Annotated in this window: 11 protein-coding genes and 1 pseudogene; 6 read left to right on the top strand and 6 right to left on the bottom strand. The window is 37.2% G+C overall.

The window, feature by feature from the left end:
• Positions 1–318 precede the first annotated feature (318 nt).
• From GFU89_RS20695 to GFU89_RS20685, 3 genes and pseudogenes are all read left to right on the top strand, one after another.
• A pseudogene (locus tag GFU89_RS20695) lies at positions 319–1,185 on the top strand (RHS repeat-associated core domain-containing protein); the annotation flags it as partial.
• A 19-nt stretch (positions 1,186–1,204) separates the two neighbouring features.
• Entirely contained in the window at positions 1,205–1,909 is a 705-nt protein-coding gene (locus GFU89_RS20690; RefSeq protein ID WP_318848925.1) for a hypothetical protein, read from the top strand.
• Positions 1,910–2,192: 283 nt separating this feature from the next.
• Positions 2,193–2,717 (top strand): thermonuclease family protein, encoded by a 525-nt coding sequence (locus tag GFU89_RS20685; RefSeq protein ID WP_318848924.1) that lies wholly within the window; start codon positions 2,193–2,195, stop codon positions 2,715–2,717.
• Positions 2,718–2,819: 102 nt separating this feature from the next.
• Here the strand turns inward: GFU89_RS20685 and GFU89_RS20680 are convergent, their stop codons facing one another.
• The 6 genes from GFU89_RS20680 to GFU89_RS20655 all read right to left on the bottom strand — a co-directional run bounded on the left by GFU89_RS20680 (position 2,820) and on the right by GFU89_RS20655 (position 14,722).
• On the bottom strand, positions 2,820–3,602 hold the full coding sequence (locus GFU89_RS20680; protein WP_318848923.1) for an ABC transporter permease: 783 nt from the start codon (positions 3,600–3,602) through the stop codon (positions 2,820–2,822).
• Positions 3,595–4,497, bottom strand: a complete 903-nt coding sequence (locus tag GFU89_RS20675) for an ABC transporter ATP-binding protein (RefSeq protein ID WP_318848922.1) — start codon at positions 4,495–4,497, stop codon at positions 3,595–3,597. The genes GFU89_RS20680 and GFU89_RS20675 overlap by 8 nt, the downstream gene beginning before the upstream one ends.
• Positions 4,497–5,771, bottom strand: a complete 1,275-nt coding sequence (locus tag GFU89_RS20670) for an erythromycin esterase family protein (RefSeq protein WP_318848921.1) — start codon at positions 5,769–5,771, stop codon at positions 4,497–4,499. Before GFU89_RS20670 ends, GFU89_RS20675 begins: the two co-directional genes overlap by 1 nt.
• Before the next feature lie 269 nt (positions 5,772–6,040).
• On the bottom strand, positions 6,041–9,127 hold the full coding sequence (locus GFU89_RS20665) for a T9SS type B sorting domain-containing protein (protein ID WP_318848920.1): 3,087 nt from the start codon (positions 9,125–9,127) through the stop codon (positions 6,041–6,043).
• Positions 9,128–9,184: 57 nt separating this feature from the next.
• Positions 9,185–12,349: a T9SS type B sorting domain-containing protein gene (locus GFU89_RS20660; protein WP_318848919.1), complete on the bottom strand. Its 3,165-nt coding sequence runs from the start codon at positions 12,347–12,349 to the stop codon at positions 9,185–9,187.
• 78 nt (positions 12,350–12,427) lie between these two features.
• Positions 12,428–14,722 (bottom strand): fibronectin type III domain-containing protein, encoded by a 2,295-nt coding sequence (locus GFU89_RS20655; protein ID WP_318848918.1) that lies wholly within the window; start codon positions 14,720–14,722, stop codon positions 12,428–12,430.
• A 386-nt stretch (positions 14,723–15,108) separates the two neighbouring features.
• Here GFU89_RS20655 and GFU89_RS20650 point away from each other — a divergent pair, with 386 nt between their 5' ends.
• From GFU89_RS20650 to GFU89_RS20640, 3 genes are all read left to right on the top strand, one after another.
• Positions 15,109–16,752 carry an AraC family transcriptional regulator gene (locus GFU89_RS20650; RefSeq protein WP_318848917.1) on the top strand — a complete coding sequence of 548 codons (1,644 nt, stop codon included), beginning with the start codon at positions 15,109–15,111 and terminating at the stop codon, positions 16,750–16,752.
• Positions 16,752–17,885, top strand: coding sequence for a hypothetical protein (locus GFU89_RS20645; protein ID WP_318848916.1), 1,134 nt, complete (start codon positions 16,752–16,754; stop codon positions 17,883–17,885). Before GFU89_RS20650 ends, GFU89_RS20645 begins: the two co-directional genes overlap by 1 nt.
• A 387-nt stretch (positions 17,886–18,272) precedes the next feature.
• Positions 18,273–18,860 carry a Crp/Fnr family transcriptional regulator gene (locus GFU89_RS20640; protein ID WP_318848915.1) on the top strand — a complete coding sequence of 196 codons (588 nt, stop codon included), beginning with the start codon at positions 18,273–18,275 and terminating at the stop codon, positions 18,858–18,860.
• Positions 18,861–18,898: the final 38 nt, after the last annotated feature.

Raw genomic sequence — 18,898 nt, 5'->3', positions numbered from 1 at the left:
TTAGATGTATTTATTCCTTGTATCACTTCTATACAAAGTAATTAAAACCTTGCATCTTGCGAGGTTTTTTCATTAAAAAGACCCACTAATCCCTATATTTACCCCATGAAACGATTAATGCTTCTGTACATACTTTCCCCCGTATTCCTATTCTCACGGACTACCGGAAAAGTGATCAAAATTTCAGACGGAGATACCTACTTTGTTAAAAGGCAATCAGCAAAAAAAGATAACGCTGGCCAAAGTCAGAACAGATAATTATACCATAATACGGTTGATTAGACGTCTCAGTTTTTCTTAAATTTACCATTCGGAGAGACGATGCTGGAACAGAGAACAGGTGTATATGATAACCCATATAAGTTCAATGCCAAAGAGCTTGACAGAGAAACAGGGCTGTATTATTATGGTGCGAGATATTATAATCCGAGAGCAAGTATTTGGTATGGTGTAGATCTGCTAGCGGAGAAGTATCCAAGTTGGTCGCCGTATGCATATTGTGGAAACAACTCTATTAATTATATTGATCCTGATGGAAATTTTAGATTACCAGCAAATGCTACGAGAGAGCAAAGAAGATTATATAATGAGGCAATAAAAACTATAAAAGCGGTGTTTCGAGATTCAGGATTTCGAGGAGCGTTTAAAGAGAGATTTGGTGTAGATGATAAAATGATACAGACAATGCTCAGAGATGGAGATGGGCCCACTGTTATAATGAATGAAAGTTTACTTGATTTGGCGCATTTTGATCGAGATGATCCCAATGTTATTACAATAGATTCTGGCGTTGTAAACACGGTTTCAAAAAATAAAGGAAATAAAAAGTATATTGATAATTTAGCAGAAATAATAATTCATGAAGGTGGTCATTGGGCAGACTATGCAATTGACCATGTTTCCATGGAAAAGGACCCATTTTTTAAGAAGAGTCTTAAATCAAAAGGTGTTAAAGGTGATGCGGGAGATAATTGGGAAATTACTTATTTTGGAACAGATACTCAATTTTCTGCTTCAGATCGTGATATAATTACTGAAAAGTTTGATGGATTTAGGATGAATAATTTTAGAAAAAATTTTAGGCAACAAATTGAAATCAGGGACTTGAAATCACAAAAAATGCCATCTATTTTAGATAATTATAAAAAACCAAAAGATAATTTGCGAGTAAGACCATGTTATTAACCCAAAATCCCTAAACAATATGAATTTTAAAACTAAAATAGTTATAATTTTATTATCCTCTTCATTACTTACGAATTGTAAGGAGGAAATGAAAAAATGTGTAAGTCAATCTACCGATACTAATGTAAAACTATATAATGATTTAACAGATCAGTTGATACCTTATTTTTTTCGAGAAGATTATTTAGGTGAAAAAAGATATTTTGATAGTTTAAGAGTTCATAATGAGGATTTATATATCGAAGAGAAGACAAAAGCGCACAACGAAATTTTTAATCATCCTGAAAAATTTTGCAATTTGTATATAGATTCTACTAAAAGTAAAAATACATATTTTGCTACAAGTAGTAAAAACTTTATTACAGGTCATCCCGAAGCTCATATAAATGACATAAAAAGTAGGAAGGAGCTTTTAAAAGAATTTTCCAGTAATACAGATATTATTAAAAAATTAAGTACACGAAGTTCTATAAAAGCAAATCAATTTAATTTGTGTACGGCAAAAGTCCTAGATCTGGCAGAGTATGATAAACATACAAATGAATGTGAGATAGGAGTAGTATATTTTTCAGAGATTGTATTTGATCCTTCTAAAAAAAGAGCATTAGTTTTTGTTGACCATCGTATAAAAAAAGATTATTACGGGAGAAATGCTGTATTTAAACTAAGATTGCATGATAATTATTGGGAAATAGAAGATTTTACGTTAGTGTCAACTTCCTAATTTCCGGCTCTTTACCCGATAGCGCGAATTTGTAATCCGTGCCTGTAAAAACAACAAAAACTTTGCAATCTGCAAAGTTTTTGTTCTTGTAAAGTAGTAATTATATATCTTCGTATGTAAGTAATATTGAGGAAGAGTAAATCTATGGGTTTCATCCCCGCTCCGCAAAGTCTCCCGACTTTGAGGTGAAAAAAATCAAATAACTTAATTCAATATTAAAAAACCTCGCAAAATGCGAGGTTTTTTTAATTAAACAAGACCCACTAATCCCTATATTTGCCCCATGAAACGATTAATGCTGCTGTACTTACTTTTCCCTGTATTCTTATTCTCACAGACTACCGGAAAAGTGATTAAAATTTCAGACGGAGATACCATTACTTTGCTGTTAAAAGGCAATCAGCAGAAAAAAATCAGGCTGGCCGAAGTCGATTGTCCGGAAAATGGACAAGCGTTTGGGAAAAATGCTAAACAGTTCACTTCTGCCCAGGTATTTGGGAAAACAGTAAGCTTTGTAGAAACTAAGACCGACCGCTATGGGAGATCTATTGCAAGAGTTTATTATGATGACGGGAAATACCTTTCCAAAGAGCTTATAAAAGCAGGAATGGGATGGTGGTATTTTTCTTACTCCAAAGATGCTTCTTTAGGGAAGATTCAGGAAAATGCACAATATAGAAAAGTAGGTCTCTGGCAGGATGTGAATGCGGTTGCTCCCTGGGATTACCGGAAAATGAAGCGTGAGCTTAGAAATAATAAAAAAATTGAGGCCGCTAAAAATGAGGCAAAAACAAAGAGTGTAGTATAAACTTCTGTTGGAAAGCATGAAGCATGAAGTTAGTTAATATGTATTCACTAAGATGCCCAACAATAGCTTCCATCTTCAAACTCCTCGCTTCCAGCAATTTTTCTATCCCCCTTTCTTCCTTACAAAAAGATAAAAACTCGTAGCCATGAAGATAAATAGGGCAGCGATATTACAGTAATCCATTCTTTCAAATGCAGTGTTTTCGTTCATGAAGTTTTCCATTGATCTGTAACCTCCGGTATAAATCAAAAAATCAGAAAATGTTTTCTGATGGATAATCGTTGTGAAAAGCAGCATGAATACCCCAAAACCGATAGGATAAATGAAGTTTTTAAAAAGAAGACTCAATGTCAGCTGTACCATGGCAATAGCAGAAAGAGTAATGAAAAACTTCAAAAAGACATAAAATATCACTTCCCTGAAATCATAATTCTGGAAACCCAATTGTGGAAAAGCAATACTTAGCAAATATCCGCTTAACAGTAAGGTCAGATAAGAGAAAAGCACAGAGAAAAAAACAGTGATCTGGATAAACAGAGCTTTCGAGAAAAAGATCTTGGTCTTGGAAACGGGAAGGGTGAACAGAATTTTATAATTATTATTCCGGTATTCCACATCACAGCATGCATGTACAAAAAGAGAAACGAGTATAGGAAACAACAGATAGAAAAACATAAATACAGTTCTCCCTAATGAAGCTTTCCACGGATTTACGGTCCCTTCTGATGCTTCCATTCCGGAACGGAGCACATCATAAACCATATACAGATCAACCGCGAAAATAATCAAAACAGGAACCAGCAGAATTCCGAAAATCTCTTTGTTTTTCGATAGTTTATATTGCTCGGATGAAAAAGCTTTTAAGAAAGTATTGGTATTAGTCATGGCTTTTAGAAATTAAATTAATGAAGATCTGCTCAAGATTGGTACTTTGAGACTCTATGTCATAGACGTCAATTCCGTTTTGGATCAGTGTGGTGAGAAGTTTATTGAATTCATTGTCATCATTGATTTTTACTGAAATTTTGTTCGTATTGTTCAGTGTTGCAGAAAAAGTGTCTTGCAATAGAGATAATGCTTTTTCAACAGGATTAATTTTTAAAACGACTTCTTTTTCTACTTTGCTTAAAAGTTCATTCTTTGTTCCTTGAAAAATCATCTGTCCGCCTTCTATAATGCCGATGTGGGTCGCCGTTTTCTCAAGCTCGCTCAAAATATGGCTCGAAAGGAAAATGGTTTTACCCTGTTCATTCAGATGCTGGAAGAGTTTTCTCATTTCAAAGATTCCCTGAGGATCAAGCCCGTTGAGAGGTTCATCCAGAATCAAAAGTTTCGGATCATGAAAAATAGCCATCGCAATTCCCAGACGCTGCTTCATTCCCATTGATAGAGCTGTTGCCTTTTTTTTCTTCTCGTTATGCAGATCTACCAGTTCCAGCACCTCATCAATCCTTTTGTTCCCTTTGCCATAGATGATATCAAGGTATTTAAGGTTTTCAAAAACAGTGAGTTTGGTATAAAAGCAAGGCGATTCTATCAGATTTCCTGTGCTGGCAAGAATCTCTGTCCGGTTATGCTGTAAGCTTTTATTTTGAATGAAAATATTGTCAGCTGATGATTCCAAAAGTCCCAGAAGAAGTTTGATCGTAGTTGATTTTCCCGCGCCGTTTCTTCCCAGATAGCCATAGATGCTGCCTTCAGGAATATTGAGGTTGATATTGTTCAGAATGGTTTTAGAACCTATGCTATAACTGAGGTCTTTTGTAGTAATGTTTTCCATTATTCGTGAGAGGTTAAAAAAGTATTGGTGTCTATATAAAATATTCCGTCAAAAAACTGGCTCCAGACCTTTTTCTGATCCGTTCCCTGATTGATAGTGGATACAAACTCTTTCTTCAACACAGAACTTTCCGGGATACTTCTAAGATTGATAAAAAAGTAAGGTGTTTTCGTTGCATGAAATGTATTTTCGATGGCAAGTTTTCCGGGCTTATCCATAAGTTTTCCGGTTTTATTGTATTTGGCATAGGATGAAAAATCAACCATATAAGAAGTCTTTCCGTATTTACTTTTGATATAAGCCCCTAGAGGCAGATAATCTTTGTTGTACCGGCTCGCAAAAGTATGAAGGTTCGAACACCATACAATAATCTTTTGCCCCTGGTAAACAGAATCAATCTGATAAATAAGGTTTTTAGCCATCAGAGAGTCCCGGAACTGCATACTCTGCGTAGATCCGGCATCATACTTCCATGTTTTATTGAAATAATTTCTCATATCATGTAAATACCGGGTATAAATTCTGTTTTCAGAGGTCTTTTCAAGCTTTGAAACCATTTGTTCCAATCGGGTGATCTCATTGAGAAAGTCTTTTTTCTGATTTCCGGTTAAAATTTTGCTGGCAAAGCCTTTGTACATAAAGTTAGAGATCTGATTAAGGTTTTTGTTTAAAAGAGGAAATGGTTTAAGATCAATCGAATTTTTGCTTAAAAAATCCTTCAAAAACTTACTGCGTTTGTCGTACAGTTCTATTCCGGAAAATTGAATATCAAACCCTCCCAGTTCTATCGGATGAGCCGAAGTTTTTGTTTTCTGATAATAGCTGATCAGAGGCTGGTTTTCCCTGTTATCCCACCAGAAATCAAAAAGTCCCAGTCCTGCTATAGAAGCAGAAGGAACTTTAAGGCTGTGGTTTTTCATTTCTTCATTCATTATCCAGGTATCATATTGCCCGGCCTCATATAAAACAACATTATACCCCAGATTCTCGTGGAGATATTTGATGAGTCTGCTTTTGGCCTGCATTGTAGCTCCATCGTAATGGATGTTTTCCCCTAGCATTACGATCCTGTTGTCTTTAAGCACAGAGTCCAGAACCTTTAGGTCGCTGTTATCCGGGTATTCCATAGAAATACTTTTTATAGGGTGTTTATACCGCTGGATATCGCTCAGGAGTTCCTCTGTTTCTTTTTCAGGGATATTTTTAAAAACAATTTTATTCAGGATTAAAACTGCTATTACAGAAACTATAAAAGTGTAAAGTATTTTTTTCATCCATTCAAAATTATACAGTTGCTAAATGCCTGTTCACTTTCTTATTTGGTTTTAAATGTAATAAAAAATAAGATCCTTTTGTGTAAAATATTTATCATTCAGTCGAAAATAGTGCCAGGAGAAGAATAATGTCAATCCGTCTTGTTTTTCCTTGTGCCGGGAAATATATAGCTCGGATGGATATAAAAAAATAAAAACTGTCTCAAAAAAATGAGACAGTTTCATTAAACAAAAAGTATTAAAATCCGGATGAGGAAGTTATATTGTATTTAATTTCTGTTTTTTACCAGGATCCATCCTGTGTAGGAAACCAGTTTCTGGGTATCGGGATCCATCCACTTTATTTCATACCAGTAAGTGCCGCTGTTCACGGGAGTGCCTCCAATAGTTCCATCCCATCTGAAATTATTGTTTTTTTCAGAAGAATGAATGAGCTGCCCATATCGGTTGAAGATCCCAAACTTCAGATCCTTTAGAAATGCCAGTTCAGAATAATCCAGAGTGTCATTGATACCGTCACTGTTGGGGGTGATAGCGTTGATAAGATTCGGAACCAGAATCTGTACCTCTACAGGGCGGCAGTTGTTAGAATCTTTCACATAGAAAATATTTTTACCTCGCGGAAGACCAGTGAAGACATTAGAATCCTGCCAGATCATTCCATCTCTTGAATACTGATAGGGAGGTGTACCGCCTTCTACCGTAAGGGTTACCGTATTGCCTGTAGTTTCTATCTTCTTGACTTTTGGAACAGGAACGGACAGTACTTTTACAAATTGTTTTGTTTCACAGCCATTAGAAGTCAGGATGACCCAATAATTACCTATAGAAGCGGTAATAGAAGGAGAGGTCGCTCCTGTGCTCCATAGATAAGATGTGTAACCAGGTCCGGCATTCAGGGTAATACGTGCATCAGGGCAAATATACTGATCCACCAAAAGAGGAGAGGGTTTAGGAGGAATCACGGTTAAAGTAATTTTAGCAAAATCAAAACATCCGTTAGCGGTGATTACTTTCACGAATACTATGGTATTGGAAGAAGTATAAGCAGTTGGAGTTGTTATTTCATTTGTTCCGTTCGTCGCATCAGTCAGTGTCGGATAGTATTTTTTGGTCACAGGATTGGTAGTTGTGACAATTGCTGTCGTTAGATTAAAGGTTCCGGTATTGGGATTGGTTGGGATAAAACACCCTGTAAGTGTAGTATCCTGTACATTAGGCTTGGGATAAAACTGGAGCGTTATTTTTGCATTAGCTGTACAGCCTTCTACTGTTGTTACCTTTACATACACCGTAGCATTAGCTGCAGACGGATAAGCATTGGCGGGAATAATTTCGTTGGTTCCTGCATTTAAATCTGCTAAAGTAGGATAATATTTTCTGATGGCAGTAGCTGGCCCTCCTACAGTAGCTGTAGTAAGATCAAAAATACCAGTACCATTAATTTCACAGCTTTTTACAGTAGTATCTGTTAAAATCAGAGGCTGTACGGTGATATTTACTTTTACCTGCTCACAATCCGTAAAATCAGGATCATTTCCACAGAATTTATAAGTGAAAGTATCAGTAGTTGTTCCCGTATTGGCCGTATAAGTAAGGATTCCTGTTGTAGGATTGACCGTTAATGTTCCGCCGGCCGGAGGACTAATAATCTGTACAGTACCCGGTACCGGAGTCTGTGTAGAATTGGTAAAGGCAGGAGTGATAGCGGTAGGAGTACCCGCACTGCAGACATTCATGGGTTTTACAGAATTCGCCAGACAGGTGTAGACTTTGTAAGGATAAGTTGTAAGAGGAGTACAGGTACTTTTAGTGATAGATACCGTATAATTTCCTGCCTGAGTAGGAGTGTAGGTATTGTTGTTAGCCCCAGGAATAGGATTCCCGTTAAGATTCCATTGATAGTGGTCAAAACCGCTTTCCACCTGCAGAACAATTCCCGGAATACATTCTCCGGAAGATTTGCTGATCACCGGAATAGAATTGAAGCCTGCAAAATATCCTCCATAGCCCAGATTTCCACTGCCGCCAATAATACCAGCGGTGACCGCTTTGGTAGAAGTTACCGTAACATTTCCGGAAATATCAGGAATAGAGTAAGAAACCCAGTTTGGAGTTCCGGTTACAGGAAAAGGTCCCTGTGCTGCAGTAGGAGCTACTCCGTTTACTGTTACTCCGGCTCCTGTCTGAGTCAGAATATTAAGCTTTACAAAAAGCGGTGGGTTGAATGTTGTATAATAAGGCATTTCCCCAATTTTCCCTATTTCATCAATAACAGTGGGAAGAAAACAGTTTAAAGGCGGAATATAATTGAATCCTTCTGTAGCATCATTATCTTCAATGCCGGAAAGAAGCTGGTAAACATATACATTTTTTGAGGTCTTCACATACATATTGAGATGAGCAGGACCATTGACTACATAGTTCATGGCACTTACACGATAGTATTGTCCTTCGTTCAGGGTTGCTACAGGAGTAGGGTTGTTGTTAAGCCTGATCTCCGTATTGTTTTCAGTCGCAACAATAATCGCTCCTTCAATTTCAGGAAGAAGGTTGCCTTTTCCTTTGATCATAACAAATTCCTGTCCCAGACGTTCAACCGGAACAGACTGGTCCATAATAATATCCTCGCCGTTGTAAGGAGGTGCCAGCCCGAACTGGCCATGATAATTTCCGTTGGTTACAGATACAGGTTTCGTTGCTTCTATTTTAGCACCGATGAAACCGTCTTTGTTTCCTGGTTTGTTGGCGAGTCCTGCAAATATATAAGACTGCCCTTTGTTCAGTGTAATCGTAATACTGGGATGAGTAAGCCCATTGAAATTATTATAAAACCAGGTAGTCATGGCATACCCGGAAACCTTAATCTGAGTATTATCCTCAGTAGCCAGAATACCACAGGTGAAATTCTGACTTATCTGATTGTTCATCAATGGAGCATACACCGCATAAAACTTGGTACCAATTCCTGCTTTTCCCTTTGATGTTAAAATTTCACCATGGTTGATTTCCGAAAACCTGTAAGTCGCAAAGAAAGGTAAATCACCGTGAAGGTAAAGTCCTCTGGTTTTTACACTCATGGCATCAGTAGTATTTTGCCCGGTCATCAGATTCCATGGTACATCAAATGTCTGTGGACTTCCTTTGCTGATGGTGACTGTTCCTATTACCGTATTATTATTGTAAATCGTAACCGGGAAAGGAGTAGTACTATCCGTGGAAAGATACAAAGCCTGTTTGGGAGAACCGTTAGAAGAACTCACAACCATAGGAGCAAACCAGTGATCCGTATCCCGTTGTGCATATGCAGAAGAGGAAAGAACTAACAGTATAAAAATGAATAAGATCCTTTTCATAGATTTTAGGGAAGATTAAATTAATTTGAGTATAACAGCTGTTGTGTAAACTTTGGACTACTCTTTATTTTTCAATAAGATCCATCCGGTGTATTTAATAATGGCATCTTGCAGAGCAGACTCTTTCCAGGTAATTACGTACCAGTAGGTTCCGGTAAACAGTTTTTTATTGCTGAATAAGCCATCCCATGTGTAATTATTAAAGCGTGTACCTGTAAAGACATTGTTCCCATATCGGTCATAAACCATAAAGGACAAGTCTTTTTTATAAGCAAAATCTGCGTAGGAAATAGTGTCATTAATATTATCTCCGTTGGGAGTAATAGCGCTGATAAGATTGATGACCGTTAATTCTACTTTTATCGGTTCACAGTTGTAAGAATCTTTTACATAAAACTTATTCTGCCCATTAGGAAGACCTGTGAATATATTAGAACTCTGCCAGTTGATCCCATCAAGAGAATACAGATAGGGTGGCTGCCCTCCGGTTACAGTAAGAGTGGCCTTGTTGTTTTCAATATCAATATTGTTGATAACAGGTTTGGATGCTGCTTTTACCGTAATATTCTGTTTGGTAAAACAATGATCATGTCCTAAAATGACCCAGTAATTTCCCACTCCTACATTGGAGATAGAGGAAGTGGTATCTCCTGTATTCCATTCATAAGAATCATAGCCAGGTCCGGCATCTAATGTTGTTGTAGAATTAAAACATATGAATTGATCTTTAAGCAATGGGGAAGGATGAGGCAACGTGACAGTAAGAGTTACTGTCGCAATAGTATAACATCCTGTAGGATTGATTACTTTAATATATACTGTTCCGCTGGAGGAAAGATAGACATTAGGATTTAGAATAGCATTGATCCCGGATACTGCATCCTGTAGGGTTTTATAATATTCTTTTGTAATACCGGTTTCACTGGTAACAGATGCCTGGGTAAGGTTAAAACTTCCTTTATCCGGAGCTGAATCAATATAACAAGACGTTAAAGATGCATTCCGAACCTGTGGTGAAGAACTGAACAGAAGAGTGATCTTTGCCTGAGCAAAACACCCTTCAAGGGTTGATACTTTTACATAAATATCTTTAGGAACAGAGGATACATAAGCATTGGCCGGAATAATTTCATTGGTTCCCGCAGCCAGATCTGTAGAAGTAGGATAATATTTTTTAATACTTCCCGATGGACCTCCTACATTGGCAGAAGTAAGATCAAAAAGTCCGCTTCCATTATTGCTGCAGGCTTTAATAGAGGTATTTGTTACTGTGACAGTTTGTACTGTAATATTTACTTTTACTTCTTCACAATCTGTAAATTCAGGAACATTGCCGCAGAATTTATAGGTGAAAGTGTCCGCAGTTCCGGTATTAGCTGTATAAGTAAGTATTCCTGTTGTTGGGTTTACAGTGAGTGTACCGTTGGCAGGCGGACTGATGATTTGTACCGTTCCCGGAACCAGAGTTTGGGATGAATTGGTAAAAGCAGGAGTTATGTTTACAGGAGTTCCTGTTGAACATAATGTTAAAGCTTTTGTGGTATGAGCTAAACAGGAAAATGCCTTGTAAACTGGTGTTGTGACAGGAGGGCAGCTTCCTCCCACAGAAACGGTAACGGTATAATTTCCTGGTTGGGTAGGCGTATATGTATTAGTATTTGCTCCCGGAATAGCACTTCCGTTAAAATTCCACTGATAAGTTGCATAGCTGTCATCTGCTTCCAGAGTCATCCCCGGAATGCAGGTTCCGTTTTTCTTAGAAATAACAGGGACAGAAGAAAATCCGGCAAAATAACCACCGTAACCAACAGCATCATATCCAGCTACAATTCCTGCTGTAACAGCTTTGGTAGATTGAACGGTGATATTGCCTGTAACGTTTTCTACAGAATAGGTCTGCCAGTTTGCATTTCCTGTAACGGGATAAGGCCCCTGAACACCGGATAAAGTATTTCCATTTACAGATACGGTTGCGCCGGATTCAGTAATGATCTGTAATCTTACAGTGGGAGTCATGGGTGTGAAATAGGGAAGAACATTAATCATCCCGATTTCATCAATTTTCTTGGGTAAAAAACAGTTGAGTGGTGGAATGTAATTAGCTCCACCTGTATTGTAATATGTTCCGGAAGTACCGCCGGACATTAGCTGATAAACATATATTTTTTTAGTAGAGCGGATACGCATATTGTAATGCCCGCTGAAATTCTGGCTGATATACCCCGTTGAGCTTATTCTGTAGAATTGTCCCTCATTCAATGTCGCTTTTGGAATTGTTTCATCGTTTAGGTAGACTTGTGTGTTATTCTCAGTAGCTACAACAATAGCTCCTTCAAGTTCATAAGATAGAGGAGCTGTTCCTTTCATTAATACAAACTCATCTCCCAGACGCTCCACAGGAACTGACTGATCCATAAATATATCGCTTCCCCCTGCGCCATTACCAATAAGAGTCTGCTGTCCGTTAAAATTACCATTAGTAACTGTGATCGGTTTGTTTGACTCAATTTTAGCCCCAATGAAACCAGTAAGATTTCCTGCTGCAGAGCCTTTGCCGTCAATGGTATAAGATTGTCCTTTATTTAAAGTAATAGTCATGGAAGGAGTGGTTGTTCCTGTATTTCCGTTGGAGAACTGTACAGCCGGATTATATCCTGATACGGTAACCGTGGTATTATCTTCCGTGGCTAAAATACCACACGTGAAATTAAAAGTAGAATCAGGCTGTGGTAAGTTGACGTGAGCGACATAGAATTTTGTTCCGATTCCTGCTTTTCCTTTAGAAGTAAGTATTTCTCCATGTTTGTCTATCGAAAATCTGAAAGTACAGAAAAAAGGTTTCTCCCCTTTTACATAAAGCCCACGGGTTGTGGTTGTAAATACCTGTGACTGGGATTCTGTAATCATATAATCTTTAAGAATATCAAAAGACTGAGGGTTTCCCTTACTGATGGTAACAGTTCCAATGACGGTATTATTGTTATAAATCGTAACAGGAAAGGGAGTAGTAGAGTCTGTAGATAGAAACAATGCCTGTTTGTTGGTGTCAGCTGTAAAGCCTTGTTTTATAGGAGCAAACCAATGTTCCGTATCTCTCTGGGAAAAAAGCATATTGCTTGCAAAAAATAAAATAAGCACTGCAAAAAGAAGCTTTCTGACCAATAGAAGCCAGTGCTTTCCGGTTTCGGAAGCAGGCTTATAAACGAAGTAAAAGTCTTTCATTGAATAAGTTTAAGGAGGATAAAACTGTCATAAAAGCGATGGACGAGTTCCCACCGCTTTTGATGACAGAGACAACATTTATTTCTTTATGGCTTTTACGGTATGAGAACTACCGTCTTTCATAATCATTTTTACTAAATAGACTCCTGATGTCAAGTCTTTTAATGAAATAGTATGGTCAGGATTTCTGATCTCAGTGATGAGTTTACCCGAATCATCATAAACCGTTACTGATTGTAGATTTTTACTATCAGTGATCGTAATTATATCCGTGAAAGGATTAGGGTAAATGCTTGGTTTTGATCTCACTGCGCTGTCCTTTACGTTCATGGTTTGTGTAGGAGCCCATGAAATATTATCCCAATAGTAGAGTGCATTCCCTGAAGTTGCATACGTATCTCGGATAGCTAGCCTTGCCCCTGTTGGAACAGTATTTGGAATGGCAACAGTGTATTCACTAGTTCCTGTAGCTGGAGTATAGGAGGTATTGATAATATTTAATTGCTGGATCAGTGTAAAAGAAGAAGCATCAGTAGGATTGGTCATATATCCAACCTCTAATTTTCCTGTATTCACACTGCAATAAGCATTAAGTTTCAAAGAATGAGTACCAGCATTGATATTGGTAAATTCAGGCAATACAGCAATTGATATATCTCCCGCAGAAATACTGCGTTGTAAAATATGTCTTGTGCCGGAAAGAGCTCCGTTTCCATTAAGGTTTACATTCGCTATCCCTGTTACAAGTCTTCCCCAGCATGGAGCATTGGTTAATAATCCTGTAGCATAAGAATCAAAATTTTCTGATAGTGTTGCTGCAGGTGCACAAAGAGTCAGCACCGATGCAATATTGCTCCATAGACTCTGATCAGAAGCGCTGCATCTTGATCTTACCCATATATAATAGGTTGTTGCAGAGTTTAATCCCTGAATGGTATAAGGATTTGCGGTTACACCTGTTATATTAGGTACAGTAGATGAGGTTGGGGGAGTATTGCTTGTACTGTAATAGATGTCATATCCCATTGCTGGTGCAGCTGCAGGAGCTGTCCATGCTATATTCGCTGTTGCGCTGGTTGCATTGGATAAAACGATATTTGTTGGAGTAAGGCAGGTAGGTTTAGGTTCCCAGTATACATTATCCCAGTAGATATTTACTGAAGGAACACCTCCATGTCTTACGGCTAGTCTTGCGTTGGCAGGAACAGTATTGGGAATCACGACACTGTATTCAAATCCATCATAAACAGTATTGCTGATATTCACAGACTGGATATTCACAAAAGAAGAAGCATCCGTATCATTAGTAACATAGCCTATGTCTAATACGCCTGCAGTGCTGCTTACTCTAGCTTTAAATCTCAGCCAGTGAGTTCCCGCATTTACATTACTGAACATTGGGAGTACTGAAATCACTGTATTGGCAGCTCCATTGGCACTTTGATACATTGCTTTGCTACTGTTCACACCACTACTGGAAGCAATATTCTGATATCCTGATCCCAAAATAATTCTATCCCAGCAGTCAGCGTTATTTGCCCCGTTTGCTGTACTTTCAAAATCTTCAAACATTGAAGTTTTAGCATCGCACTTGGTTTTAAATATCCCCCTCAAAGACCATGCACTTTTGTTAGATGTACTGCAAACTGATCTTACATAATAATAGTATGTAGTAAAAGACGAAAGTCCGCTGACAGGTGCTGAGATTGTATTACTGGTTCCCGATATTGGAGTAGAGGCATCCGGAATAGTGGTGGAAGAAGTATAATAATATTCATAGCTTCCCGGTGCTGTTGCAGGAGCACTCCAGGAAATCATTGCAGAATTGTTGGTAATATTGGAGGAAGTAAGTGTTGCAGGAACAAAACAGGTTGGAGAAGGATCTATCTTCAAGCTGAAATCTACAAAATTACCATAATTGTTAGGACCGCATGGGTTTACAGGATTCGGAAATGAAGTTCCGCTTTGTACCCTGATTCTATATATTCCTGCTGCCTGAGTAGGTGGAACAAAAAACTGGTCATCAATAACCGAATAGCTTGAAGGCCCTAAGGGATTCTCATAAAAATCATCAAAATCGCCATCATTGTTCCAATCGATCCAGACATAAGATTTTGTTGCAGACCCCGCGAAATCCAGATGAACATTCACTGTTCCTCCCGGATATGAAGTTACTGTCTGGCTTGAAGAATTGTCAACGTATGCCTGATAGGTTGCAGCCGTATAATATAAAGCTCCCTGATCTGAAAATATGGCATTTTTTAAATAATTAGCCTGGCTGGAAGTTCCGGCTGTAGGAACACAGTAAGTCTGTGCATTCAGTTGATGGGCCGAAAAGAGGAAAATCATCCATAATAAGTAGTGTTTTCTCATTTTATTTCTATTTTTTTAGGGTTACATATACCGGCTTTATTATCAGATTTTTGAGCGGTAGAATTAATTGTTGTAATACTTTTTTAATTTCTTTTTCTATATCAATGGGTAATGATCCATTGAATTATATCTTAAAAATCATATCTTAGATGATTATAAGATTATCTTTAATTTTTTATAATGATAATGCTTAATAAATGTGATGGGTTCATTGAAATTTGAGAATAAGTCTAATATTTTGAATCGACTTAAAGGTTTGAACAATATTAGCGTTATATTTGCCCTTCGTCAAGAAATAAGCTTGCATAATTCGTTGAATTTACAAGAATTTAAAAAATAAAATATTGTAAATCAATACTTTGTGTTTGTGTAGTTTAAAAGGAGTAATGATAGAAATATCAGATAAAAACAATGGGGAAATGATCCTTATGTTCAAAAAAATACTTAAAAATAATATATCAATATTGTTTTTCATTCTGTGGTGCCCGGTTTTTATACATGGGCAGGCTGCTCCGGATTTTAGTATTTTAACCGATAAAGCTTTTCAGAAATTATATCAGAATCCCGAAGAATGTATCAGCTATTCACAGAGCCTTTTGATCAGTGACAAAAACATTGAGCATAAAGTGATTCTCCGGAATATTATTTCCCAGGCTTATGCCTTGCAGGGAAACTATGTACAGTCTGTAAGTATTTCCAATCAGAAAGAAGACGATGACAAAAAAGGGACCCTTTCCCATTTTATCCAGTTATTTGATGATTATAACCTTGCAGATCAGTATCAGAACTTAGGACTATACGGACAGTCGAAAAAAATCATTGCAGGTATTTTAAAAGATCCGGAACTTTTAAAAAGCAGCAACCCAAAAGAACGGATGGTGCTCGCTAAACTTTTCCAGCTTCAGGCGATCAATGCCGGAATTTCCAGAAACTATAATTCCGCTTTACTGAATGTTGATAAAAGTGATTCCTACCTTAATAATAACAATGAAGAGAACAGGATTATCAAATGGGAAAATATTATTTTCCGGTCTACTTTTCTGATGAGGCAGAATAAACTGGGAGAATCAAAAAAATTACTTGATGATGTTATTCAGGACATTGAAAAACATGATAATAATGCTTTTATCTCTGCGTTTGCCTATGAAAGTATGTCTCGTTATTACTTTCTGAAAGGTGATTATAATGGAGCTGTAAAACAACTGGAAAAAGGATTTTCGGAAATCGAAAACCTTCCTTATAATGATCTGAAAATCATATTTTATGAATTGTTTGCCCGGAGCTATCTGGCACTTAATAATGATGAAAAATACTATTATTACAATAATTTATACACAGATTTAAAAGCAAAACTGGATTCTAATAAAAAAGAAGGCATACAGTATGTCGTTAAACTGCTTGAAACATATCATCATAAAAACCTTGAATTCCAGGAACAGAATAAAGAGAAGCAGCTTAAAACCGTCGGTATTATTATTTTAATTCTTATTGCAGGAATCATTGCGTATCTCCTGAGTGAATCAGCAAGAAGCAGACACCTTAAAAAACAGCTTGACTTCTTTGAAAAACTGAAAATAAAAGAAGAATCTTCAATCGTTGAGGTTGAGAGACTGAAAGATGAAGCGGTAAAAGAGATTAAAAATCAGGAAAAGGATCCATCAAAAATTTCAAAAGAAAAAGAAGAAGAAATTCTACAGAAACTCAAAGACTGGGAAAAATCTGACAGTTATCTGAATAAAAATATGTCACTGGCCATTCTTTCTGCCCAGATAGGAATAAATACTAAATATCTGTCTGAAGTCATCAATAATAATAAAGGAAAGAACTTTAACGGCTATGTTAATGAACTGAGAATTGATCATATCGCGCGCCTTTTGAAAACAGATCCGGCTTATCTGAATTATAAAGTAAGTTATCTGGCAGAATATGCTGGATTTTCATCTCATGGTGCATTTACGAACGTTTTCAAATCCATTACAGGAATGTCACCGAATACCTATATTCAGGAAATTATAAAAAATAAAAACTGATGAAACTCTTTATCCATATCGTTTTGATGGGTCTTCTGCTTTTTCAGGCACCTCTTGCCGGGCAGAAAATTTCTGATGATTCCCTGATGAAGATTGCTAATCAGGAAATTTATAACAATCCTGACAATGCCATAAACATTGGAAAGAGACTGCTCCGAAAAGAAAAAGATCTCAATAAGTCCATTAAAATCTATCTGATTTTGTCCACCGCAGGAATTGCCAAGAGAAACTTTGACGAATCTCTGCAATATATTCTGAAAGCAAGGGAACTGGTGCAGAAAACGAATGATCCCAAGATTCAGACCAGCTTTTTGATAGCAGCAGCTATGCAGTACCAGCAGATGGAGCTCTTCAGCAAAAGCTTAGAAACATTGGACGAAGCTGATGAATATTTGGTAAAACTGCCCGAAGATTCCTATCTGAAACATTTTGAAACAGCCAGAAGCTTTGCTCTGCGCGGGATGATCTATAAAAGCCAGTCGAATCCGGAAATTGCCCTTCAGGAATTTTTAATTGCCATCAGAAACTTTGAGAAAATCAAAGAAAAAAAAGAGAAAACATACTTTAACCAGAGTATCATTTACTACAATATAGGTCATTGTTATCTCAATCTCAATCAGCCGGACAATGCCGGAACAGCTTTCATGAAATCTATGAGTCTGGCAGGTTTAATCAAAGCTAAAAGCCTTGAAGCATTTGCTTTAAAAGGACTGGCAGAGATGAACAAGCAAAAACATCAAAATCAGGAAGCATTGAAACTGTTAATAAAAGCAGAAAACTTAGGCAAAGAAGCAGGAGATCTATCCCTTAATGAAGGTATTTATAAAGAAATGGCAGATAATTATCTGGCGATGGGAAATCCTAATCTTTATCAGGTTTACAGCAGGAAATACTTTGAAACAAAATTTAAAAGAGAACAGAGCGAATTGAGCTCTATCAATCACGCTATTGATGTTCACAATATAGAAACTGAAAAGAAAAGCGAAAGAGTAACCGCCAGATATAATTATTTTATTGCAGGGATAATTCTTTTGGGACTTTTTATACTAAGTATCTTTTCCTATTTCGTCATGAAGATCAGAAAACAGAATAAGAAATACCAGGATGAGATTAAGCAGCTTATCAGGGATTAAACAGAAGTTCTTTTAGTTTTGAATTAAGAATACAGCTATCTGGAAACTTTGGTGTCTTTAATTGTCTTATCTTTTATAAGTTTAGACTAAATCATGTTCCTATTGAACGTGGTTATTTATGTTGAGTAAACTTGTTGTGACGTTTTTTCATTGTCTGAAGCCATGATTAACGAAAAACCTCACCGCTTCTAGTGAATTTTTAAGTGAGCGCAAAAGAATGTAAAGCTTTGCGGTCAATCAGGATATTGATCTTAATTAGGTTTTAAGGGTTTTTTGTTGAATTTTAATACTTTTGTTGAGTCTACGATAATTGTTAGATTTGGATGTCAAATTTGGTATGTAATCATAGAAGGTTAGAAGAAAATTAAAGGACAAAAAAATTACGAAATGGTTGACGTATTTGAACATTACCTATTCTCAACAGGAGAATTATCCACTGAAGAAATCAACCTTTCTGCGCAATTCTTCAAACCAATCCGCTTAAAAAAGGGCGATTTTTTTATTAGTGAAGATGAACCCTGCTGTCATGTTGGATTTATTGCTAGTGGCGCTGTAAAAGCATACGCTATCGACAAAGATGGAAAGGAAAATATAACCTGCTTCAAGTTTGAAAAGGAATTTGTCACCTCGTTTCTGGAGTTTGTGAAGCAGGAAAAATCTAGAAGGAGTATCAGAGCTGTAGAAGATAGCGTAATCTATAGAATAAGCTACCCGGACTATCAGCAACTGCTTGGTCAGGTCACCGCTTGGAACGGAGTCATTAAATCCGTGATGGAGCAGGAGTACAACCAAAAGGAAGGTTATCTGTTGAACTACAATAATAAATCGACTGTGGATAAATACCGTCATGTATTGTCTAACGAACCGATGCTCGTTCAGCGCATAGCAACGCAGGACTTGGCATCGTACCTGGGCATTACACAACGATCACTTACACGGGCGAAGGGACAAATACATAGACCCAACGTATTATAGGACAAATGTCCTTATCCAGTACTGATCAGTGATATAGA

The sequence above is a fragment of the Chryseobacterium sp. JV558 genome (genome assembly GCF_033712365.1).
Classification (GTDB): Bacteria; Bacteroidota; Bacteroidia; order Flavobacteriales; family Weeksellaceae; genus Chryseobacterium.
This window is presented reverse-complemented; position numbering and strand designations above follow the sequence as displayed.

Coding starts and splice junctions, on each gene's coding strand:
- GFU89_RS20690 (WP_318848925.1), top strand. CDS start 1,205: ATGAATTTTAAAACTAAAATAGTTATAATTTTATTATCCTCTTCATTA.
- GFU89_RS20685 (WP_318848924.1), top strand. CDS start 2,193: ATGAAACGATTAATGCTGCTGTACTTACTTTTCCCTGTATTCTTATTC.
- GFU89_RS20680 (WP_318848923.1), bottom strand. CDS start 3,602: ATGACTAATACCAATACTTTCTTAAAAGCTTTTTCATCCGAGCAATAT.
- GFU89_RS20675 (WP_318848922.1), bottom strand. CDS start 4,497: ATGGAAAACATTACTACAAAAGACCTCAGTTATAGCATAGGTTCTAAA.
- GFU89_RS20670 (WP_318848921.1), bottom strand. CDS start 5,771: ATGAAAAAAATACTTTACACTTTTATAGTTTCTGTAATAGCAGTTTTA.
- GFU89_RS20665 (WP_318848920.1), bottom strand. CDS start 9,127: ATGAAAAGGATCTTATTCATTTTTATACTGTTAGTTCTTTCCTCTTCT.
- GFU89_RS20660 (WP_318848919.1), bottom strand. CDS start 12,349: ATGAAAGACTTTTACTTCGTTTATAAGCCTGCTTCCGAAACCGGAAAG.
- GFU89_RS20655 (WP_318848918.1), bottom strand. CDS start 14,722: ATGAGAAAACACTACTTATTATGGATGATTTTCCTCTTTTCGGCCCAT.
- GFU89_RS20650 (WP_318848917.1), top strand. CDS start 15,109: ATGATAGAAATATCAGATAAAAACAATGGGGAAATGATCCTTATGTTC.
- GFU89_RS20645 (WP_318848916.1), top strand. CDS start 16,752: ATGAAACTCTTTATCCATATCGTTTTGATGGGTCTTCTGCTTTTTCAG.
- GFU89_RS20640 (WP_318848915.1), top strand. CDS start 18,273: ATGGTTGACGTATTTGAACATTACCTATTCTCAACAGGAGAATTATCC.